The following is a 22,371-nucleotide window of genomic DNA, read 5'->3' as shown; positions in this document are numbered from 1 at the left end:
GACAAACCTTTACTTTTGTAAAACTATGGCACGCGAACTTCCAAGACCTCCAAAGACAGTAGATTTACATGCTGACTCATTTTTATCTGATGCTGATGATTATGATGCTGATGAATTATTAATGGCTTCCATCGATAGATTGAGAGAGACTCTTGACGCTGCAATATATTGGGAATACCCAGAGATAAAATTTATCCATGGTAAAGGTAAGGGCGTGTTACGTGAAACTATATACGAGGAGCTTAAATTTTATAAAAATGCTGCTTTAATCACCAATTATCATGCTGCATACCACAATGAAGACATCGTAGTCGTACATATTGGTATATAAGATATCTATAACTCTATTCGCATAAGAATACCGTATTACATATTTAGGAAGCTTTAATTTATTGGCATAAAAAAATGCTACTCCTATTCGATATAGAAGTAGCATCAATCAATTTCTACTATTTATTTAATTGGTGTAATCACCAATTTTCTAAACTCTACTCCAGTATGATCTCCTTGAATATAGATAGGTCCTGGTTCACCTTCTTTACTATTCAATGCACCACCGGTAATTCCTGGGATCTCTTGATTATTGATCACCGTTTTGCCGTTAGCAACAATCGTAACCATACGTCCTCTCAAGGTTATTTCAAATTTATTCCACTGATTAGGTCCTAACGTAGCAATTTCGCTAGGCGCTAAAAAGCCGTATACACCACCAAAATATAAAGAACCAGGATGTCTGTCTAATGGCGAATCTTCAATCTGTACCTCATAACGACCTCTTAAATAAAGACCCGAATTACCTCCTTCAGCATAACGGAATTCAGCCTCTAATTTAAAATCTTCAAAAGACTGATCCGAAACAAGGTTAGCACCTGCTTTTTCGTTAATCAAAATTCCATCTTTTACCACCCAATGCGATTCACCACCAAAAGTAGTCCAGCCTGCTAAATCTTTGCCGTTGAATAAATCAATAGGTTTACCCAATGTTCCAGCACCTTGGCGAACGAGATATGGAGCCTTCACCCCTGTCCATTCAAATACATTACCTTTATTAGAAGTCAATTTACCTTTAATCTCTTGACCTTCCAGCGCCCCTTCTACAGCGATTACACCAGTACCATCTTCCCATTGCAAAGGTATTTCAAAAGAGAATTTCCCCTCATTCAACTTGATGTGTGATATCGGTCTAGCACTACCCGCGTCAGACACAAAATAGCCTACTAAAGTATTAAAACCAGAAAGCTTAATCTCTAACCAAGCAGGTGTTTCTTTACCATCTTTGATCACGGTCAAATCCCAACGTCCAATTAAAGGTTTAGATTCTTCAGGAATAGATTGCGATGCAGGATTATGTACTTCGTCTTTTGCGGCATCCTTTGTTGCTGTATTACAAGCAGCAAAACTACTTGCTACAATAGCTAACATGGAGGGATACAAAATATATTTCTTCATAATGAAATTTTAAATAATTATTTCGGTTTACGGTGTTATAATTTTATAAACAAATATATTAAAATTATAACCTTTACCAATAATTCTCCGTAACATAATGGTTTCATAGACTATTAGCTAGCTTTCCATAAGTAATATACAGCAACAAGAATCGTAAAATAGAACCACCTACTAAATAGATTACAACGTGTAATCATATGATGATCGGTATCTTATCTTCATCCAATCACAGCTAAAAAATAGCCTTCCAAAAATATTTAGAAGGCTTAAATAAAATATTAAGGTTGTGTACTTATCTATTCTTAAACAAATCAATACCAGATTTTAAAAATGAGGCATAAGATTCAACATTATAATCAGCTCCTGTTGGAGGAACTACTATATTACCATCAGTATCTAAAATGACGTATAAAGGTTGAGAGTTACTATTAAATTTTGAGGCTTGAAAGTCCGAATTTTTCTTCCCTATGGTATTAATATTTTTGCCACTATAAGTAGAAATAAACTGCTCTTGTGGGGATAATTCCGTACGATCATCGACAAATAATTCCACCATTACAAATTCTTGCTTCAATAAAGACGCTACTTTGGGATCTGTCCAAACATTGGCTTCCATTTTTCGACAATTAACACAATTCCATCCTGTAAAATCTATTAACAGAGGTTTGTGCGCTTCCTTTGCGGCAGCCAAAGCTTCCTCATAATCATAGTATGGATCAAACCCTTTAGGGGTACCACGATCGTGAAATATATCGTAATATTTTTTCTTTTTACGCGCGGAGGATTCTCCCCCCTCAGACTGAGCAGGAGCTACTGACAAATCAAAGTCTTGTGTAGCACTTGGCGGCAAAAAAGCAGATATTGACTTCAATGGTGCACCCCACATCCCTGGTACCATATATACTACAAAAGCAAATACAACAACGGCAAATATCGTTCTCGGAACTGATAAATATGATAATTCACTATCGTGGGAGAATTTTATCTTACCGATTAAATATAAGCCCAATAAGCCAAAAATAACAATCCATAAGGCTAAAAATACCTCTCGATCTAACCAATTCCAATGGTAGGCTAAATCTACATTAGACAAAAACTTTAAGGCTAAAGCTAACTCTAAAAAACCTAGAACGACTTTCACACTATTCAACCAGCCACCAGATTTGGGCATAGATTTCATGAGTGATGGAAACATAGCAAATACCACAAAGGGGATAGCCAAAGCAATAGAAAAGCCCAGCATCCCAATTGCTGGGCCTAATCTTTCTCCTTTGGAAGCGGCATCTACAAGTAAAGTCCCTATAATCGGTCCTGTACATGAGAAGGAGACTAAAGCCAAACTAAAAGCCATAAAAAATAAACCAATAAAACCACCTTTATCAGATTTGGCGTCAATTTTATTCACAAAAGAACTAGGTAAAGTAATTTCAAATGCCCCTAAAAAAGAAGCTGCGAAAGCGACTAATATTAAGAAAAATAAGAAATTGAATACCCCATTTGTAGATAGTGCATTGAGCGCGTCAGAGCCAAATGCAATGGTGATCAGCATTCCTAGAGCTACATATATCACGATAATAAATAGTCCATATAATAATGCTTGCGAAATCCCTTTGCTACGTGATACTGCTCGCTTGGTAAAGAAACTTACCGTAAGTGGTACCATCGGAAATATACAAGGCATAAAAAAGGCAGCAAAACCTCCAATTAAGCCTGTTATAAAAATAGTCCATATGGAAGCCTTCTCGATATCCTCCATTGGTGATTTATCAATAGCAGGTATTTTGTTTATCGCTACAGATGCTACAGCACTACCTGCAGTAGAATCTATACCTTCTACTGGAGATGATGGTGTTTCACTCTCTACAAACTCAAGGTCATCAATATTGATAATGCTATCATTCTCTTGTGCGCTAGCATACATACTTACGGAGAAGAATAATACTAGGACAAGTAATTTTATTATTTTCATAAATGAAGGTTAATTTTATGGGTATACAATTTAATCAAACATGATATCCGGAGTTCACTACCACCCCGGAATCATAAACTAAACATAAACAGTACCTATTCCCTAGGCTACAACAAATTCTTATTTACCAGATCCAAAAAAGGGTTTTTCTAATCGTGCTATTGGCGTAAATCCTGTGAAGTCGACATCAGAAGAAATATACCCTTCTTTGATGGGTTGTTCTTTTACCAAATCAGTACTTAAGTACTTTTTATTATCATCACACAATAAGGTTACTACTACCGCAGCATCCCCCAATTGCTCTTTTAGCTTAATCGCCCCGATGACATTTGCACCAGAAGAAATTCCTACTGCCAAACCTAATTGTTTAGCTAGCTTTTGTGCCATTATAATAGAATCACCATCAGAGGCACATAAGACCTCGTCGAGTTCGTCTAATTTTACTATTGCAGGAATAAATTCATCAGATATCCCTTGAATACGATGTGCACCAACCTTATAACCGGTAGTCAATGTTGGACTCTCTTGTGGTTCCAAAGGATGTATTTTAACGAACGGATTTATATCCTTAAGGTGTTTACCTACTCCCATAACCGTACCTCCAGTACCCACACCAGCAACAAAAGCATCCGGTACTAAGCCTATATTTGCTAGCTGCGCTACAATCTCTCTCCCAGTAGTCAACTCATGTGCTTCGGCATTAAACTTATTTTCAAATTGTCGAGGTAGAAATACACCTCCATTGGCAGCAAGCTTTTCACTCAATTGAATAGATCCTAAAAATCCGCCCTCTTCTTTAGAAATCAATTGAATATCTGCCCCCATGCTTTTGATAATATCAATACGTTCCTTACTTAGCCAATTAGGCATAATTATTTTTACCTGATGCCCTAAAGCTTTACCTATAGCAGAAAAAGAAATACCAGTATTACCACTTGTAGCTTCAATGATTACATCTTCAGGGCTGATCTGACAATTCATATATGCTTTATACAAAACATATAGTGCCATACGATCCTTGATACTACCCGTAAGATTATAATTCTCACATTTAACGTAGATACTTCCAACTTTACCTTTATAGGAATATTGGAGCTCTAGCATGGGTGTATTCCCAACTAAACACCATAAGTGATTGAATCGATTATCTAATTCTGGAGATAAGCATTTGCTGTATATACCTTCTGTGATCATTTCTTTGTACACTAAATAAGACCTTAAAAACTTATCCAAAAATGAAACAAAACAAAACAATATTCAACAGCAAGAATTGAATTCGATAAATTTTACATAAATTAGTGCATTAAACGATATTTTTTTCAGAACAACAAGCGTAACACCATTTCTTACAAAAAATAATACACCATGCCATTAGACTATACAGACCATCAGCTACTCAAACTATTACAAGAAGATGCTACATTGAGCAATAAAGAACTAGCGATAAAACTGCATAAGTCAATAGCTGCCATTCATGAGCGTGTAAAAAAATTAAAGTCTGCAGGTTATATAAAGAAAACTGTAGCCATCCTAGATCGCCATAAAATAGGAATCGGCTTGATATCATTCTCACAAGTATTTTTGAAGGCTCATACTTTTGAAGTGCTCAATGAATTTGAAAAAGAAGTAGCCAAATTTCCCGAAGTAATGGAATGCTACCAAATGGCAGGATCATATGATTTCATGCTTCGTATTGCGACCAAGGACATGGATGCTTATCACCAATTTTTGAGACACAAACTAGCCGTTTTACCACATGTAAATACGGTACAAACATACTTTGTACTGTCGGAAACAAAAAGTGAAACGGCCTATCCTTTATAAAGGAAATAAATACTAGGAATGCTGATTAATTGAAAAAATAGCTATCTATGTCACCCTATTTTAGCTAATATAGTACGTAAGGTATTCTCAAATATTGAAAGCTCAGCTCGTTGACTATTAATAAATGAATTATCCTCCAAACGGCCTACCACTTTTTCCATTTCAGCATACGATTCATATACCATCAAACGGAATGGATTAGCATAATCTTTGGATCGAGAATTATAAATCTCTTCCATCATCCATCGTTTCGTTTCTTGGGTAGTAATCAACAGATCAACAATGATATCTGTAGTCCATCCTTCAACACCCTTGATCCCTTTCAATTCGGCATATGATGCAATAGCATGCAACAACTTAGCTTGTGCATACTGTTTACTCAAGTGATGATAATGAGAATGAATTTGATTCCATTCTTGAAAATATCCATTCTTTATATTAGCAATTAATGCCTTAAAATCAGCTTGCGGAATAAGTTGACTACCTATATTCTCAAAATATTGCCTTTCAATATTATGATTCTTTATAAAAAAGAGTAAATCTTCTAGCGACTTATCTTTAAGAAATTCAACCACTAAAGTTCCGGCATAATATGTAATCATGCGTTTGTAAACCATAAATGCTTCCTTCGGTTTACCAATAACAACCTTACGCTTAGAACACTCTATATTATCGGCATACACCAATCTATCGAAAGTAGAAGAAGGGTCTTCCAGATATTCTGTACCATAGTCAATATAGAAATCCCTTGCTGCACCTATTATATTAGAATAAGATTTGCCTACGGCATACGCTATTTCAGCCATCCCTACAAACATCTCATTCACCGTATCAGGTGCCAAGATATCATATTCAAAATATTGATTCTTGAGCGCCCGTTGATCGCGAGATTGAAACTTACTAGTATTACGCATTAAGGCATACAAATTATATAAAAACCAATACCCTGGTACCACTAAGAGTTTATTTTCTGCTAGATCAAGACTTACCAAAGAAAAAGGCATCTTGATATCCATTTCGTAAAGAAAATCACCTTTAACGATTAAGGTGTAGGAAGCAAACTTAGAATTGTGCTTTAGGCTAACACATAGCCCCGGCCAGAATCCTCTGCCCGCAATAATTTCGCCATCAGCAGCTCGAGAATTATGATTGGACCCTACCGTAGCTCCGGCTGCCATATTGGACTGCCCTTTAATCAATGCAGCACACAAGAAGGAATTGTTGTGATGTTGCTCATGTGCTGGAAATATCAAGGAATTTAATACTTCACAGCATGATATAGTGGAATTATCACCCAAGAATGAGTTTATCAGACGAGCACCATATTTCAATTGGGAGAAAGAGGACAATACAAAACGAACAGCTTTGACTCCATAAAAAACACGACATCCAAAACCAATAATACCATTTACTAACTCACAGCCTTCACCAATCTGTGTGTGCGCTTCTTCACTAGAGTTGACAGTGACATTTTTTAGTTTATTGACCCCTTTAATATAAGCATTACTACCTATTTTAACATCTTTAATAATATCAGAATTTTTGATTACTGTCCCTTTACCTACTTCGCTATAATACCCCCTTTTGGGTGAAAACTGTTGCTCAGTAAGCTCTTTAAATCGGCGTTGCAAATCGTCGTCATCTCTAAATCTTGTCCATAAGTAAGCGTCTGTAGCCTGCATTCCATCAAAAGGAATAACTGCTCTTCCAGCATTTTCATTGCATAATTCTAATACAATACGTGACGATTCGCTCTCCCCATCTTTGATCAAGCCATTGCCAAATTTGGCACTATTACTCGTTTCCATCTCATTGACACTAGACAGCATAACTTGATCACCGATTATAAAGTGTGCTAAATAATTTACATTATGGATAGCGACGTCTTTACCTAAATCAGAACTAATAATCGTACTATTATAAATACCTGTAGGAAGTTCTAAATCCCGATATGCTAAACTACTAGAGGACATATCATCAATACGAACTAACCCATAAAATTTAGTATTAATAATTTGTTGAGGAATAAATAGATCCGTTACAAACACCTGATCCCAATTGGAAGAATAATTGTTATTGGCAAGCAATATAGCACGCTCTGTAGCATTCAACAATCTATATATATTACCATTTTGTTGTTGTAAAAAACGAATAGTATATTCATTTTCATCTTCCGCCATAAATGAAGGAGATATGAAACCATAGCCTATTTGCGCTAGATTATTCTTTTTAACTGTTGTCATCGATTGTTTTTTATTACCCCTAATTATTTCTGAAGTTATAAAGACCTAAAATCAACAAAATAGATCTGTATAATACCAATTACGCTTTTTCTTCCTTGGTCAGTGCTAAACCATTCATACAATACCGAAGTCCAGTAGGTGCTGGTCCATCTGGGAAGACATGACCTAAATGTGCATCACACACATTACATTGTGCTTCGACACGTATCATCCCAAAAGATACATCTTTACTATATTTGATACTATTGACCGCTACAGGCTGCGTAAAGCTCGGCCAGCCCGAACCAGATTCGAATTTTTCATTAGCATCAAACAACAAGCTATGGCAACAAGCACATGAATAGCGTCCAGGCTCAAATCTGCTACAAAATTCATTGCTGTAAGAGCGCTCAGTACCATGTTTGCGTGTTATATAGAATTGATCAGGCGTCAATATTTCCTCCCATTGTTGTTCTGTTTTTTCTACTCTACGGTCAGGTGTAGGATTCCCCTTATTAACAAAAGATATTATAGTATTCCAATTAAGCATAATAGTTCTATTTTAAAGTCCTCAAATATTACAGTTGATTCACCAATTTCTTAAATACAGATTTGGTAAATCGTACATATTTCTTTTCCTTATTATCATAGCCTACCCACTCTAGCTTATTACCATAGCTACAGGTAGGGGCTCCCTCTTGATGACCAGATACCAAGATATACCGATCTATGTCCTGTTGATAGATTTCTGCTGTTATCTTTTCCATAATCCAATTTATTGCGATAGGATAGTTTTCACCAAAAGATCACAGTAACGATGCTATCCATCGGTGCCTTATCCCAAAATTGATAAACTCTATCTATACACTTATTATTTGCTTACCATACTATCCGACTTAAATTGACGGTACTTTGCCAACTTAGGACTTATAACAACTTGACAGTAAAAAGCATCTTTATTATCATTATAATAGTTTTGATGTTTTTCTTCAGCTTCATAGAATACCTCAAAAGGTTGTATCTCCGTCATAATGGGAGCATCATATGCACCTTGAGCTTCAGCAATTGCTTGCTCTGCCAAATGCCTTTCCTCTTCATTGTCATAAAAGATGATGCTGCGATATTGGGTGCCATTATCAGCACCTTGTTTATTTAATGTCGTAGGATCATGTGTCAACAGATGGATGGTCAATAGCTCTTTGTAACTGATAACATCAGCATCATAAGTAAGTCTTATCACCTCAGCATGGCCCGTTCTACCAGTACACACCTCACGGTAGGCCGGATTCTTAATAAAGCCACCACTAAAACCAGATTTTACATCGAGTACACCTTCAGTATCTCTAAATATAGCTTCAGTACACCAAAAGCATCCTCCACCAAAAGTCATTGTTCTATTGTTCATCCTTATCTCCTTTCAATTCTTTATTACATTAGTAGCATATTTTTATAAATCCTGACAAATAATTTACCTGTATCATAAATAGAATATGATGAAGACCCTATCTATGGCGCAATAAAAAGTAATATCTATCCATTGTACGCTAAAGAATAGCACATAGTACGCTATTATTTAGGGTATAGTACTACTCAACGGTAACAGATTTAGCAAGGTTGCGTGGCATATCAACATTCAAGCCTTTGCTGACACCGATATAATAAGAAAGCAACTGCAACGGTATCGTAGATAATAGTGGAGAAATAATTTCATCTGCATATGGAACCTCTATATAGTCATCAGCGATGTCCTTCGTCAATTCGTCTCCCACGCTGATAACAGCAATCACCCTCCCTTCCCTAGCTTTAACCTCTTGCATATTACTCACTATTTTTTCATGATAGCTATCTTTTGTTGCCACAAATACTATAGGTAATGTGTCATCAACAAGTGCTATTGGGCCATGCTTCATTTCTGCAGCAGGATAGCCCTCTGCATGTATATACGATATTTCTTTCAGCTTAAGGGCCCCTTCCAAGGCGATTGGGAAATTATAGCCACGTCCTAAATACAAAAAGTCTTTTGCGTTAGCATATTTGTAGGCTATATGTTTAATCTTTTCTAGTTGTGTAGCGAAAATCCATTCCACCATAGTAGGTACTTCGCTCAGTTGTTCTATCAATTGTTTGTAACGCTCATCGGTAATAGTTCTCTTATGATTCGCTACTTTTAGGGCAAATAAAATTAATGCCACCACCTGTGCGGTGAATGCTTTGGTACTAGCGACACCAATTTCAGGACCAGCATGTGTATACATCCCTGCATCTGCTAATCGTGCTATAGAAGAACCTACAACATTGACCACTCCAAAAATGGTAGCTCCCTTTCCTTTAGCTTTTTCCAATGCCACTAGCGTATCTGCTGTCTCTCCACTTTGTGAAACAGCAATAATAAAGTCCTTGTCGGTAATAATCGGATTGCGATACCTAAATTCTGAAGCATACTCCACCTCCACATTTATACGACAAAGTTCTTCAATTATATACTCAGCCAATAATCCGGCATGCCAACTGGTACCGCAGCCTACTATTACTATTCTTTGCGCCTGATCCAATTTGGTTAATACTGTATCTAAACCACTAAGTGTAATACTATGAGCAGATACATCTAAACGACCTCTAAAAGAATCGTTTATCGTCTGCGGCTGTTCGAATATTTCCTTCAACATAAAATGCTCATATCCACCTTTTTCTATCTGCGAAAGATTGAGATCCAATCGCTGAATAAAAGGGGTGACTCTTTCATTTCCTATATTTTTCAATATCAATTCATTTGAAGTGATTATTGCTAACTCATAGTCATTGATATAGACAACATCTTTGGTATAGGCCAACATAGGCGAAGCATCAGAGCCTAGGAAATGTTCATTGTCACCAATACCGATAACTAGAGGAGAGCCCTTTCGTGCGGCAATAATGGTATCTGGTAAATCTATATCTATCAACAAAATCACATATGCCCCTGTTACCCTCTTTAGTGCAATACGTACAGCCTCCTCCAATGTAGAGTTGTTATTAATCTTAATATCCTCTATAAAATTCAATAACACCTCCGAATCAGTATCACTATGAAAAATGTAACCTTTGGTAATTAATTCTGCTTTTAATTGGCTATAGTTCTCAATAATACCATTATGGATCATGGCAATAGATTTGGAATTAGAATAATGAGGATGCGCATTGCGATCGCTTGGTGCACCGTGCGTGGCCCATCTAGTATGGCCTATTCCTATTGTAGCGGTTAGTTTTTCACCGACTACTGTTTCCTCCAAAGCAGATACTCTACCTTTTTTTTTGAATAATTGTATGCTGTGATCATGCAGTAAAGCAACCCCAGAACTATCATACCCTCTATATTCCAACTTTTTGAGCCCATCGATAATAATAGGATAAGCTTCTTTGTTACCGACGTAACCTACAATTCCACACATAAAAATGACTATTTTAAATTCATAAACATGATGATAAGAAATCAAAAATAGTCAATTATAGCAGCAATGCAAACGATTGTTTTAATTTTACATTAAAATTATTAATAAGAATTATACCCCATCCTGTAATACTATTTATTTATTTGATAGACTATTCAAGTTTATACTTTTTCAGTCTAGGAGGCGTTATAATTCTCATCTGCATTCATCTTTCTTTAACAACGCGCATTAAACACTAGAATAAGATAGTTAAGGATCAACGAAGGTTAAAAATTACTCAGCCTCTCGGCTATTTGGTATAAATTAAGTTATAGCCATCAATTACTAACCGTATAAATCATGAGAATTAAAAAAGCGCTCCTTAAGTAACGCAAATATCAAAGATGAACCCAAGCGCGCTGTTCTATTATCAATATCGTAGCTTGGATTTAATTCTGCTATATCTACCGTTCTGAGATTAGGCAAATGTATGATGGTAGAATAAATAGCAAAAAAAACATGATCGGGTATTATTCCGTTATACGCTAATGCGCTAACCCCAGGAGCATAAGGTGCCGCAAAAGCATCCATATCCACAGTTAAATAGATATGATCGACTTGCTGTGCAAATGCTGTAATAATAATTTTTATACGCTCCAAATAATCAGCTCGAACCTCATCAGCATATATAATATTCACGTCCTTACTCAAAGCATAATTAATCAACGCACGGGTATTACTAATATCCTGGATACCTATAGCTAAGTACTGGAAATCATCCCCTTCCATTTGGCTGTCTTGTGCAATTTGATAAAATCCAGTACCCGAATTTCCAAGCCCTTGGACCGTTGTACGTATATCCAGATGAGCATCAATATTTATAATCCCAATGCTACCGCCTGATATTCCTTTTTTTATGCCCAAATAATGCCCATAAGTGACCTCATGACCTCCTCCTAACACAATAGGAAAACCTCCACCACTGATTATTTTAGCGACAGCTTCGCTCAGCACAAATTGTGCTTGTTCCAAATCATCACCATTACATCCAATATCCCCTGCATCCATCACAACAATATTATTCGAAAAATAAACAGGAAGATTAGCTACTATTTTTCTCAAAGAAGAAGGTCCATCTTTAGCACCAATACGCCCTAGATTACGTTGGACACCAATATCACAACAGAAACCTACTATCACCACCGCATTAGTAAAAAAAGTATCTTTCCGTAGATCTACCAGTTGTACCACTTGATGCCATCTCATTTCTTCACGTTCAAGTCCATCCATGCGCCCGCACCAATTCTCCCTCTTAGCTACCTGGTAATTTTTATAATCAAATAAACCCATACTGATCTAACTAAAGTATTTGGTTAATAAAGCATCGTCTACTAATACAGGTGTTGTAATTTTCAAATTCACAGACCTCTTCATTTCAGTATCAATTGCTGCTAGTGCTTCCTTGTTGCGTGCCCATGCACGACGTGCAATACCATTATTGACATCAAAAAACAGCATTTGCATTAATTTCTCTTCCGCTTCATTACTACCATCTAATAACAAACCAAAACCACCATTTATAACTTCGCCCCAGCCGACACCACCACCATTATGAATAGAAACCCATGTTGCCCCTCTGAAGCTATCACCGATTACATTGTGAATAGCCATATCTGCCGTAAAACGGCTACCATCATATATATTACTTGTTTCGCGATAAGGAGAGTCGGTACCACTAACATCATGATGATCACGCCCCAATACAATGGGAGCCGCAATAATACCTTCACGAATCGCTTTATTAAAAGCACGTGCGATATGTATACGCCCCATAGCATCAGCATATAAAATCCGTGCTTGTGAACCTACTACTAATTTATTAGCTCCTGCTTCCCTAATCCATTGAATATTATCCTCCATTTGTTGGTATATTTCTGAGGGTGCTTGCTGCTGTAAATCCAACAATACATCAAGCGCAATTTTATCTGTTTGTTCTAGATCGGATGGTTTCCCAGAGGTACAAACCCACCTAAAAGGACCAAACCCATAATCAAAGCACATAGGCCCCAATATATCTTGCACATATGAAGGATATCTAAAATTTATAGCATCCGCAGCCATCACATCAGCTCCTGCTCTACTACATTCTAATAAAAAGGCATTACCATAATCAAAGAAATAGGTTCCCCGAGCAACATGCTTATTGATACTATCGATTTGTCGTACCAATGATCGCTGCACTAATGTCTGGAAGTGCGTGGGATTATGAGCTATCATGTCGTTTGCCTCCTCAAAAGAAATCCCTACCGGATAATAACCTCCTGACCATGGATTGTGCAGCGACGTTTGATCTGAACCTACGGAAATATGTACGCCATGAGCATAAAACTGCTCCCATACATCGACTACATTACCTATGTAAGCTATAGAAACGATACGCTTAGTACGGATCGCATCACGAACCATAACAATTAAAGCATCAATATCATCTACCAATTCATCTACCCAACCCTGCTGATGTCGTTTTTTAGCTGCTGCAGGATTTATCTCCGCGCAGACGGTAATACAACCTGCAATATTGCCTGCTTTGGGCTGCGCTCCACTCATCCCTCCTAATCCAGAGGTCAAAAATACCTTCCCTTCAATAGCCTCATCTTGGGCTAGTATTTTCCGAAAAGCATTCATCACTGTAATTGTTGTTCCATGCACAATCCCTTGTGGTCCAATATACATATACGAGCCCGCTGTCATCTGCCCATATTGCGTCACCCCTAACGCATTATACTTCTCCCAATCGTCGGGTTTGGAATAATTAGGAATCATCATACCATTGGTCACTACTACTCGAGGTGCCTGTCGTGAAGATGGAAAAAGACCCATTGGATGACCACTATACATATGTAATGTTTGCTCATCCGTCATAGTAGCCAAATATTTCATCGTTAATAGATATTGAGCCCAATTTTGAAAAACAGACCCATTACCACCATAAGTTATCAATTCCTCCGGGTGCTGTGCTACAGCAGGATCAAGATTATTTTGAATCATCAACATAATAACTGCTGCCTGTTGACTCTGAGCGGGATAATCTTCTATTGGGCGAGCATAGATCTTGTATGTAGGCATAAATCGATACATATATATTCGTCCAAGCTGACGCAACTCCGCTAAAAATTCAGGAATAAGTGTAGCATGCCATTCCTTAGGGAAATAACGTAGTGCATTACGAATTGCTAATTTCTCCTCCTCTTTGGTAAGAATAGCCTTACGCTTTGGTGCATGGCTAATGGAGGCACTTGGTGCACGCTGGGCAGGTAACGTTGTAGGTATACCTTGTACTATTTCTATTTGAAAATCTGTCATTGTTCCTCCTTTTTAATGATGATATACCTCTATGCCATTCTTCCATACTGCCGAAGGCTGCAAACGCCCCTGGCAATACATGATATCTTGATAATTGTCGGTGTCATAGACAACAAAATCAGCAAGGTATCCCGCTTGTAAACGTCCCCTATCCTTTAGATTTAATGCCTGTGCCGCACGAAAGGTAATAGCTGCTAACACCTCCGCATTCGTTAATTTTTCGGCGGCAGCAAGAATACTCGCCGAAGTAATTAATTGCCCCATAGGTGCTGACCCAGGATTCCAATCTGTAGCGATAGCTAACGATGCGCCAGCATCTATCAATCGTCGAGCCGGTGTAAAAGGACAGCCCAAGCCCAGTGAAGCTGCCGGCAGGGCTACTGCTACGACATCTGAATTCGCTAATATTTGGATTTCCTCTTCGGAAGATACTTCCAGATGATCAGCTGATAAAGCCCCAAATTCTACCGCAACAACCGAACCACCACAAGTAAACTGATCAGCATGTACGGTAATATCAAAACCAGCATTTTTTGCTTTCTCCAAGTAAGGCCTTATCTGCGCCACAGAAAATGCACTTTGCTCTACAAAAGCATCAATACGCGCTGTCAAATTCTCTTCTTTTAGAACAGGAAATAGCAGATCGGACACAGCATGCAGATACTCTTCCGCAGTACCATCATAATCCTTCGGTAACATATGGGCCGCTAAACATGTAGGAATTAGGTCTGCCCTGGTGATACTATTAGCTCTTTTGAGCGCACGAAGTGCCTTCAACTCTTCTGTGATGCTAAGCCCATAACCGCTTTTTACCTCAATGGTAGTTATCCCTTGTCTCAACAAATCGTAAGATCGTTCAGTAACCAATTTCACTAAATCCATCTCCGTTAATGCGCGTGTAGCTTGTACAGTACTCCAAATACCGCCTCCTTGTGTTGCTATTTCTAAATAGGTACTTCCAGCATTGCGCATCGCAAAATCATTGGCTCTATTTCCGCCATACAGAATATGTGTATGGCAATCAATGAATGAGGGCATACATACCTGATCACCATTCATTTCAATTATATCAACCTGCGTATTCTTTAACTTATGCTGTAAATACGTAAATTCTCCTACTTCCTTCAGTAGGCCATTTTCTATCCACAATGCACCAGCAACAATAATCTCTAGGTGCTCATCCCGGATAGCCCCCTTTGTAGGGAGATCTCGCAGGGTAAGTACTTGTGCAAAGGGACCTATCAATAAAGAATTAACCTTTTTCATAATTAATAATTTTCGAAAAATTCTACGCCATCACCAAAATAGGGCACCGATTGTTGACGAGCGATAGCTATCAAATCTCCAGACTTAATAATACCATTGGCCAATGCTAACAACCGAGACATAGGCTGATCTTCTTCAATATGTGGGATTTGTGTACGTATTTTTTCATGCACAGCTTCTATAATTGGAGTCGACTGCAAGGGGCTATGATAATCCTTCGCCTGTGCGGCACACAATAACTCGATACTGAATATCTTGTCTACATTATCGATCACCTGCAATAATTTCCTCCCGGAAATAGAACCCATACTTACATGATCTTCCTGCCCCATAGAAGTAGGTATACTATCGGCACTTGCCGGAAAACACAAGCTTTTGTTCTCACTCGCTAATGCTGCCGTAGTATATTGAAGAATCATAAATCCGGAGTTCAAGCCCGTTGACTTCATTAACAATCGAGGGACTCCATTGGTCTGTCCTTCGAGCGAAAGATAAACGCGTCGGTCAGCAACATTGCCCATCTCGGACATCGCCAATGTTGCATAATCTAATACCATGGCTATTGGCTGTCCATGAAAATTACCACCACTAATCGTCAACTCTCCATTGATAATAATAGGATTGTCAGTGACCGAATTTATCTCTACCTCTATCGTTTCCTTTAAATGCAACCATGCATTGCGCGAAGCACCATGTATCTGTGGAATACAGCGCAGGGAGTAAGGATCTTGTACACGCGAGCAATTGCGGTGAGATTCTACGATTGCCGAACCCTGCAACAGATTATAAATCGTCGAGGCTACATATATATTTCCTTTGTAAGGTCTAAGCGCATGCAACTCTTTAAAAAAAGGTTTTATTGATCCATTCAACCCTTCTACCATCAAAGCAGCAATCAAATCTGCATTATTCAATACCCTATTCATCTCCACTACCGCCATCACTCCATGTGCCGCCATAAACTGGGTGCCATTGATTAATGCTAATCCCTCTTTGGCACCTAAAGTAATAGGCGTCAAATGAAACTTCGCGAGAGCCTCTGCTGTATTTATGATGTTCCCATCATCAAATACTTCACCATAGCCTATCAAGGGCAAAAATAAATGCGAAAGAGGTGCTAAATCACCCGATGCACCTACAGAGCCTTGCTTAGGAACAACAGGGATTACATCATGGTCAATATGCCATATTATACGCTCTACTGTACTAAGCTGTACCCCAGAATAGCCTTTACATAGCGCGTGCACTTTGAGGATCAACATCAACTTGGACAATTCCTTATCTATAGGTTCGCCAACACCTACGGCATGGCTCTTTAAAATATTCTCTTGTAGTCTCTGCGTATCATTGCTATTAATAATCGTAGTACACAAAGGGCCAAAACCAGTATTTATACCATATACTACTTTGCCGGCATCTACGATCTCTTGAACAAACTGGCTGCTTTGCGCAATTAACGATTTTGTAGCTTCAGAAACCCTAGCTATCACCTCCCCATTAGCTATGCTTCTAGCTATCGAACAAGTCATTTTATCTTCTCCGTAATTAAAAATCATTGATATTAAGTCTTTTAACAAAAATACCTCCTATATTTGATACTTATAAATACCATTTATATCAACAACTGATAACTATGAATTATCAAATAGAATTGCGACACTTTAATTATTTCAAAGTATTGGCAGAAGAATTGCATTTTAGAAAAGCTGCAGAAAGACTATTTATTGCTCAACCTGGTCTCACAAGACAAATAAAGCAGATGGAAGAAATATATAAGGTACAATTGTTTGAGCGGGGCAAAAGATATGTCCGATTGACTCCCGCGGGACAATATTTAAAGGAACAAGTGGATAGCCTATTCCTTGAATTAAATAATATCCAAGAGCACCTTGAAAAAATTGATAAAGGTATTATTACTAGTCTAAAAGTAGGGTTTATAGGATCTGCAGCACAAAGTGTATTGCCTAAGCTCCTCGTAGTGCTCAACAAAGAACATCCGCTAATAGATATTAGTATTAATGAAATCTCGAATGAAGAACAAATAGAACAAATTCATAAAAATAAATTAGATATTGGATTTGTACGTATGCATGATCAGGCTACTACACTAAATTACCTACATGTGATGACCGAAAATTTCGTCTTAGTTGTACCCAAAAATAGCCCTATATCAACTGATAAAGAGCTAAATTTTGCGTCCCTAAGAAAAGAAAAATTTATTCTCTTTAGCAAAGAATACAGTAATCATTATTACAAACTCGTAATGAGTATTTTTGAAGATCATGATTTTCAACCTTTGGTTGCTCTTCGTACCGTCAATGCCATGTCGATATTCCACCTCGTCGCACAAGGAATAGGCATAGCTATTGTACCAAAATCCCTTATTCAGGGATATAATATAGATGTTGATTTTATAGACTTAAAGCATTTGCGCCAGCGCACAACATTATCCATCATATGGAATAAAGAGAATAACAATCCAGGAATAAAGACCTTCTTAGACACATACAATAGATTGATACATACTAATTCATAACAATCAATAGCACTTTCATCGTGGTGACCACAGAAAAGAAATCCCTTATTGGTTATTATTCAATAAGGGATAATGATATGATATCAATTTGTAATAACTCTATTCTTTTACGAAGGATTGATCAGCACTTCCTACCCATTTATACTTATAAACAGTACTTTCTTGCTGTCCATCGGTTGTTTTGTTATTATGAGAAATATAAAACAAACCTCCCCCAACAGGGCATAAACCTGTAGAACCCCAAGGGAATACCCATCCCGTAATACCGGTATTCGCATCTTTACGACCTCCATTAGCAAGCTGTAGCATTTCCACTTTCTCCATTTTATTATCCGTTGTGATGATACCTTTGGTTGCTTTCTTAGATCCGTCAATTACGAAAAGATCATAATTGGGGAAAATTGACTTTTTACCGCGATATACCGCCGCATAAAAATTTCCCGTATATGCATCATATGCTAAATTTTGAATGCCATAGGTCGAATTTCCTGTTTTCACAAAATACTTAGACATCGCTTTTTTAGGTCCCGAACGATGCAATTTCCCTTGCAACAAATGCGATTCATACTTGCCCCACTTGTCGATATCATATTTCAAAATAACCTGATGATCATTATCACTTCTTGTTGTATCACCATATACTCCGTAGGCTACATAAAGATATTGCTTTTTGCCCTTAGGGTCCCCAAATGCAGGACCGAAGGTAAGGCCATCAATTCCCGAACAAGCATATCTATGTTCCTTTACTTTACCATCTACTTGGACTGTAGCTTCATAATCTATCACAGGCTCCTGAAGATATACGGTACGTAATAAATCTTCCTTTTCAGCGTCCATATCAGGACGTACAATTTTGGAACCATCAAAAATCGCAACATAAAAACCATTTTGATTACCATTATCAACTCCCAAAGTATTTGTAATCCCTTTTCCTATAGCATCATTTTTATATTCTAAAGAACCGTATATTTTACCATCATTGCCATTCAAATCTAAGTCACCAAGATGTCCTAAAAATCCCACAACACTACCGATGAGATTACCCGAAAGATCTGTTTTTATTAATTTATTAGTAAATGAAAAATAAGCACATTTGTTTATTGTATCAATTGCAACGCCCTGAACATGAAATTTCCCCTGTTTGCCACTATAAATAGAATCTGGTAACACAAGATTTGTCGTTTGCGCATTAATAGTATTCAAGCTTATTAATAGTGAAAGGACACTTAAAATTATTTTTTTCATAAAGTGTAATGTAGTGTATAAATAGCTCCTTCAATTACTATCTGAAGGATTAAATTTATTCCTTAGGTTAATAAAATACATTATAATTAGTTGCTGTCAAAATACACTTTTTAATAATTATTGTATTATAATTATTGTAATATAATTGAAACAATTAATCCAGTTGTAGCCCAAAATATAACATTAACAAAAGGTCTTCTTTTCTTTTCATAATCGAGGCCAATCAGACCTATATTAAGTTGACACAAACAATCGGGAAAAGCTGAAATTATCAAGCTAAAAAAGAACAAACCACGCTTAGAAAATCTTAAACGAGGTCAGTTATTTAATGTTTTAAGGTAAAATCGAGTTTGTGCAACCGTTATCCTTTTTAGGTGTAGTATTATAATATCTCGAAACTTATTCCGTCAAATTTGTCGACAAGCTGTTGGATATTTATTGTCTGTATATCTAATTGGGAACAAATTGCTGGTATTTTTTTGAAAACTTTATGGTCATTGCTGACTTCTGTTTCTTCCGTTACGAGAAAAACCTCCTCGGTTGGGTTGTCTTTTATGAGAGTTAGGCTTGTTAGAATTAATTTCATATCAGCCGAATTCATAAAATCGTTTTTTACTGAATCGTATTGTGTTTCTGTTAAACGATTTTTCTGAACACCATTTACAAATTGGCTGTCAACCTGTCTATAAAATTTAGCAGGTGAAGGCGGTAAAACGAATTCAGTATTTAACGGAAGGTTATTTGTTTTATTAAAATTCTTGTCAATTAAAAATGAAAGTGAAATCAAGACAATTCCTTTTGATGTATAAGCACACTCATCAATTATCTTGTCAATAACCAAGATTTCTCCATTTGCAATTTTTTCTCTAAATACCTGAAATAAAATTGTTTTCTTGTCAAATGGTAAGTAGTACCGCACCAACGACAATAAAGAGCTGGTATCAATTACTACTTTCATATAGGAAACTATCTATTTTATCGGGTTTTATATTTAGTTTTTTGCAAAATTCGTATTCATTAATTACACCTTCGTAAAATGCAGTTTGAATTGTCGATATTAATAACGGCGATTTAATAGGTATTGGCGTTGAACCACCTGGATTAATTCCATTTTGCTTGTCTAATTCTCTTTTCTTTTTTAATTCTTCGTTATGAATTCTTAAATCTTCTTCAAAACCAGCTTTTACTTTGTTATAATTAGCTGGGCTGATTTTATTAAGCAAAAGTAATTTTGTAAAAATTGCAATTCTACTCAAATGAGTTTGTTCAGATATTGATTGAATTAGGTCGATATTATAATCATTGTGGGCAGTTGAATTATCTATAGTTTCAATAATTTTTTCAAATTCGCCACTAAGAAAATAGAAAGCAAAATCATTACACCAAGTTTCAATTCTTGATAATTTTTGATTAACAAAATCTTGATAATCAATTTGGTCTATTTCTTCTTCATTCAAAAGATAATGTCCCAATTCGTGGGCAAGTGTAAATATTTCTCTTTTAAAAGAAATTTGTTGGCGTTTAAGCACAATTACATTAGGATTCAGAAAAAAGCCATCAATATTTGCTCTTTCTTTTTTATTCCAAGTTTCTACAAACTCAAAGACTAAAATATTTTTCTCTGCAAGTCTTTTTATAAGCTCTGTTAAAAAATCTTTATCCTTGATTTTAAAATCGGGATTTACTAATTTTCTTATTTCTGTCGCTACAATTTTTGGGTTACTGTTTAGTGTAAAAACAGGTAATGTCCTATCAAATTTAATATCGGATAGTTCAGCAATGGCAAATAAAGAGATTTTAAATTCTTCAAAATGATTTACAATCTTCCTTGCACCAAAACTTAAATCGATATCAAATTTTGTCTTTCTGAAAAATATACTTGCATCTTTAGAAACATCTGGTGATTTTGGGTCTAAATAATAATGAATGCCTTTATTGAAAATCTTATCAATTCTTTTAAGGTGTCCAAGTTCAATATTTGGACTTAATATTTGCTCTTTTGTTATGGGTTTAGTCAAACCTTCACTAATTAAAGGCAATAGTTCTTCAACCGACATTTTTAAAAGTGTCAGCAAGTACTTTAGCCTTTCTATGTTTTGTTCAACTTTCAAGAATTCCTCTCTAATTTATTTGCAAACATACTCAAATTTTTAGTTGTCTGTCAATGGACGGTTATACAGAGAATTGCACTAACGAGCCGCGACTTTGCGATATTGGCAGATTAGAAAGCCAAACACGAAATCTCATCGAAGGTAAACTTTCAACCTTACATTAGCTTGATCAACAGCATTTTATTGTTTTATAAATTTATAAAAAAGGAATTGAAAATCATGGACACTTTAGAAAAATAAATATAAGTTCATAAATATAAAAGGCTGTTACGAAAAGAAAAGCCAATCACGAAGTTTCACCGAAGGTAATCATCAAATTTTAGCCTTATTCGGCTTTTTTGCAACGCCTATGTGCTTGTTGTACAAATTCAATTATGAAACAAGTTAACGGTCGAGGAATAGCAGAGGCAAAGAAATATACTTCGACAGGCGCAATACATTTTTTTTGATGGCTCCACAATGCTATAACCTTAAAAAATAGCTTAAATACGCGCGTAAAAAGGCTTAAATTATAACCTAAATATCAAGCTAAAAAACAACAAACCACGCTTAGGAAGTCTTAAACGAGGTTCAATATTTAATGTTTTAAGTTAAAATTGAGGTTGTGCAACAGCTACCTTTGTTTGTGCCTTTTTTATTTTGGTTTGTATGTTGTAGTTTTTTTATCACCACTTTTTATAATGATTTTATTTTCTACTGCATTTTTTAAATCACGGCTAGCAGTAGCAGATGAAATGTCTTTAAAATATGTCATATAATCTTTTCGGGTAAATTCACTTTTATTTGTCTCTAGAAATAAATGAATTCTATCTTCTTCATTCAATTTTTTGGTCGAATGATTAAGTAATTCAGTGTTTTGACCCCTATAAAACAAGAGTAATCTTTTAAATTTCGCTTGTTAAATTTATGCTACCAAATCCTTCTTTAGGATCAGGTGTTTATCTTTGTTCCATTTCTCCATTGGCGTAATTTTACCTAA

General features: G+C 36.5%; 19 protein-coding genes. 3 read left to right on the top strand and 16 right to left on the bottom strand.

Features of this window, described 5'->3' with window-relative positions:
- The first annotated feature begins 25 nt into the window (after window positions 1-25).
- Window positions 26-331: a Smr/MutS family protein gene (locus tag IP023_RS13930; protein WP_241791008.1), complete on the top strand. Its 306-nt coding sequence runs from the start codon at window positions 26-28 to the stop codon at window positions 329-331.
- Window positions 332-453: 122 nt separating this feature from the next.
- Here IP023_RS13930 and IP023_RS13925 read toward each other — a convergent pair whose 3' ends face one another.
- The 3 genes from IP023_RS13925 to IP023_RS13915 all read right to left on the bottom strand — a co-directional run bounded on the left by IP023_RS13925 (window position 454) and on the right by IP023_RS13915 (window position 4,612).
- Entirely contained in the window at window positions 454-1,449 is a 996-nt protein-coding gene (locus IP023_RS13925) for a 3-keto-disaccharide hydrolase (protein ID WP_241791007.1), read from the bottom strand.
- 292 nt (window positions 1,450-1,741) lie between these two features.
- Window positions 1,742-3,418: a protein-disulfide reductase DsbD family protein gene (locus IP023_RS13920; RefSeq protein WP_241791006.1), complete on the bottom strand. Its 1,677-nt coding sequence runs from the start codon at window positions 3,416-3,418 to the stop codon at window positions 1,742-1,744.
- Window positions 3,419-3,538: 120 nt separating this feature from the next.
- On the bottom strand, window positions 3,539-4,612 hold the full coding sequence (locus IP023_RS13915; RefSeq protein WP_241791005.1) for a PLP-dependent cysteine synthase family protein: 1,074 nt from the start codon (window positions 4,610-4,612) through the stop codon (window positions 3,539-3,541).
- Between the two features lie 171 nt (window positions 4,613-4,783).
- On the opposite strand from IP023_RS13915, the gene IP023_RS13910 reads away from it, so the two are divergent.
- Window positions 4,784-5,242 carry an Lrp/AsnC family transcriptional regulator gene (locus IP023_RS13910; RefSeq protein WP_241791004.1) on the top strand — a complete coding sequence of 153 codons (459 nt, stop codon included), beginning with the start codon at window positions 4,784-4,786 and terminating at the stop codon, window positions 5,240-5,242.
- A gap of 50 nt (window positions 5,243-5,292) precedes the next feature.
- On the opposite strand, the gene IP023_RS13905 is transcribed toward IP023_RS13910, so the two are convergent.
- The 9 genes from IP023_RS13905 to hutH form a co-directional block, all read right to left on the bottom strand.
- A complete protein-coding gene (locus IP023_RS13905) occupies window positions 5,293-7,485 on the bottom strand; it encodes a DUF4954 family protein (protein WP_241791003.1) in 2,193 nt (730 codons plus the stop codon).
- 79 nt (window positions 7,486-7,564) lie between these two features.
- Window positions 7,565-8,014, bottom strand: coding sequence for a peptide-methionine (R)-S-oxide reductase MsrB (gene msrB / locus IP023_RS13900; protein WP_241791002.1), 450 nt, complete (start codon window positions 8,012-8,014; stop codon window positions 7,565-7,567).
- Between the two features lie 28 nt (window positions 8,015-8,042).
- Window positions 8,043-8,231, bottom strand: a complete 189-nt coding sequence (locus tag IP023_RS13895) for a hypothetical protein (RefSeq protein WP_241791001.1) — start codon at window positions 8,229-8,231, stop codon at window positions 8,043-8,045.
- 104 nt (window positions 8,232-8,335) lie between these two features.
- Window positions 8,336-8,869 carry a peptide-methionine (S)-S-oxide reductase MsrA gene (msrA, locus tag IP023_RS13890; RefSeq protein ID WP_241791000.1) on the bottom strand — a complete coding sequence of 178 codons (534 nt, stop codon included), beginning with the start codon at window positions 8,867-8,869 and terminating at the stop codon, window positions 8,336-8,338.
- Between the two features lie 181 nt (window positions 8,870-9,050).
- Complete coding sequence (glmS, locus tag IP023_RS13885) at window positions 9,051-10,892, bottom strand: glutamine--fructose-6-phosphate transaminase (isomerizing) (RefSeq protein WP_241790999.1); 1,842 nt, start codon at window positions 10,890-10,892, stop codon at window positions 9,051-9,053.
- Window positions 10,893-11,216: 324 nt separating this feature from the next.
- Window positions 11,217-12,221, bottom strand: coding sequence for a formimidoylglutamase (gene hutG / locus IP023_RS13880; protein WP_241790998.1), 1,005 nt, complete (start codon window positions 12,219-12,221; stop codon window positions 11,217-11,219).
- 6 nt (window positions 12,222-12,227) lie between these two features.
- A complete protein-coding gene (locus tag IP023_RS13875; protein ID WP_241790997.1) occupies window positions 12,228-14,234 on the bottom strand; it encodes a urocanate hydratase in 2,007 nt (668 codons plus the stop codon).
- 12 nt (window positions 14,235-14,246) lie between these two features.
- Entirely contained in the window at window positions 14,247-15,500 is a 1,254-nt protein-coding gene (hutI, locus tag IP023_RS13870; RefSeq protein WP_241790996.1) for an imidazolonepropionase, read from the bottom strand.
- Window positions 15,501-15,502: 2 nt separating this feature from the next.
- The gene (gene hutH, locus IP023_RS13865; RefSeq protein WP_241790995.1) at window positions 15,503-17,056 is read right to left on the bottom strand and encodes a histidine ammonia-lyase; all 1,554 of its coding nucleotides are present in this window, start codon (window positions 17,054-17,056) and stop codon (window positions 15,503-15,505) included.
- A 77-nt stretch (window positions 17,057-17,133) separates the two neighbouring features.
- On the opposite strand from hutH, the gene IP023_RS13860 reads away from it, so the two are divergent.
- Entirely contained in the window at window positions 17,134-18,036 is a 903-nt protein-coding gene (locus IP023_RS13860; protein WP_241790994.1) for a LysR family transcriptional regulator, read from the top strand.
- 99 nt (window positions 18,037-18,135) lie between these two features.
- On the opposite strand, the gene IP023_RS13855 is transcribed toward IP023_RS13860, so the two are convergent.
- The 4 genes from IP023_RS13855 to IP023_RS13840 all read right to left on the bottom strand — a co-directional run bounded on the left by IP023_RS13855 (window position 18,136) and on the right by IP023_RS13840 (window position 22,215).
- Window positions 18,136-19,281 carry a hypothetical protein gene (locus IP023_RS13855; protein WP_241790993.1) on the bottom strand — a complete coding sequence of 382 codons (1,146 nt, stop codon included), beginning with the start codon at window positions 19,279-19,281 and terminating at the stop codon, window positions 18,136-18,138.
- A 382-nt stretch (window positions 19,282-19,663) separates the two neighbouring features.
- On the bottom strand, window positions 19,664-20,239 hold the full coding sequence (locus tag IP023_RS13850) for a DUF4411 family protein (protein ID WP_241790992.1): 576 nt from the start codon (window positions 20,237-20,239) through the stop codon (window positions 19,664-19,666).
- The gene (locus tag IP023_RS13845; RefSeq protein WP_241790991.1) at window positions 20,223-21,338 is read right to left on the bottom strand and encodes an ImmA/IrrE family metallo-endopeptidase; all 1,116 of its coding nucleotides are present in this window, start codon (window positions 21,336-21,338) and stop codon (window positions 20,223-20,225) included. The genes IP023_RS13850 and IP023_RS13845 overlap by 17 nt, the downstream gene beginning before the upstream one ends.
- 688 nt (window positions 21,339-22,026) lie before the next feature.
- Window positions 22,027-22,215, bottom strand: a complete 189-nt coding sequence (locus IP023_RS13840; protein WP_241790990.1) for a hypothetical protein — start codon at window positions 22,213-22,215, stop codon at window positions 22,027-22,029.
- Between the last annotated feature and the right edge of the window lie 156 nt (window positions 22,216-22,371).

Origin of the sequence: Sphingobacterium rhinopitheci (genome assembly GCF_022627575.1) — a bacterium.
Lineage (GTDB): Bacteria > Bacteroidota > Bacteroidia > Sphingobacteriales > Sphingobacteriaceae > Sphingobacterium > Sphingobacterium rhinopitheci.
This window is presented reverse-complemented; position numbering and strand designations above follow the sequence as displayed.

What these genes read in the sequence shown, in the direction of transcription:
- IP023_RS13855 (WP_241790993.1), bottom strand. Translation starts at nt 19,281, where the DNA reads ATGAAAAAAATAATTTTAAGTGTCCTTTCACTATTAATAAGCTTGAAT.
- IP023_RS13905 (WP_241791003.1), bottom strand. Translation starts at nt 7,485, where the DNA reads ATGACAACAGTTAAAAAGAATAATCTAGCGCAAATAGGCTATGGTTTC.
- IP023_RS13875 (WP_241790997.1), bottom strand. Translation starts at nt 14,234, where the DNA reads ATGACAGATTTTCAAATAGAAATAGTACAAGGTATACCTACAACGTTA.
- hutG (WP_241790998.1), bottom strand. Translation starts at nt 12,221, where the DNA reads ATGGGTTTATTTGATTATAAAAATTACCAGGTAGCTAAGAGGGAGAAT.
- IP023_RS13930 (WP_241791008.1), top strand. Translation starts at nt 26, where the DNA reads ATGGCACGCGAACTTCCAAGACCTCCAAAGACAGTAGATTTACATGCT.
- IP023_RS13860 (WP_241790994.1), top strand. Translation starts at nt 17,134, where the DNA reads ATGAATTATCAAATAGAATTGCGACACTTTAATTATTTCAAAGTATTG.
- IP023_RS13920 (WP_241791006.1), bottom strand. Translation starts at nt 3,418, where the DNA reads ATGAAAATAATAAAATTACTTGTCCTAGTATTATTCTTCTCCGTAAGT.
- IP023_RS13850 (WP_241790992.1), bottom strand. Translation starts at nt 20,239, where the DNA reads ATGAAAGTAGTAATTGATACCAGCTCTTTATTGTCGTTGGTGCGGTAC.
- IP023_RS13845 (WP_241790991.1), bottom strand. Translation starts at nt 21,338, where the DNA reads ATGTCGGTTGAAGAACTATTGCCTTTAATTAGTGAAGGTTTGACTAAA.
- hutH (WP_241790995.1), bottom strand. Translation starts at nt 17,056, where the DNA reads ATGATTTTTAATTACGGAGAAGATAAAATGACTTGTTCGATAGCTAGA.
- IP023_RS13925 (WP_241791007.1), bottom strand. Translation starts at nt 1,449, where the DNA reads ATGAAGAAATATATTTTGTATCCCTCCATGTTAGCTATTGTAGCAAGT.
- IP023_RS13915 (WP_241791005.1), bottom strand. Translation starts at nt 4,612, where the DNA reads ATGATCACAGAAGGTATATACAGCAAATGCTTATCTCCAGAATTAGAT.
- hutI (WP_241790996.1), bottom strand. Translation starts at nt 15,500, where the DNA reads ATGAAAAAGGTTAATTCTTTATTGATAGGTCCCTTTGCACAAGTACTT.
- msrB (WP_241791002.1), bottom strand. Translation starts at nt 8,014, where the DNA reads ATGCTTAATTGGAATACTATAATATCTTTTGTTAATAAGGGGAATCCT.
- IP023_RS13895 (WP_241791001.1), bottom strand. Translation starts at nt 8,231, where the DNA reads ATGGAAAAGATAACAGCAGAAATCTATCAACAGGACATAGATCGGTAT.
- glmS (WP_241790999.1), bottom strand. Translation starts at nt 10,892, where the DNA reads ATGTGTGGAATTGTAGGTTACGTCGGTAACAAAGAAGCTTATCCTATT.
- msrA (WP_241791000.1), bottom strand. Translation starts at nt 8,869, where the DNA reads ATGAACAATAGAACAATGACTTTTGGTGGAGGATGCTTTTGGTGTACT.
- IP023_RS13910 (WP_241791004.1), top strand. Translation starts at nt 4,784, where the DNA reads ATGCCATTAGACTATACAGACCATCAGCTACTCAAACTATTACAAGAA.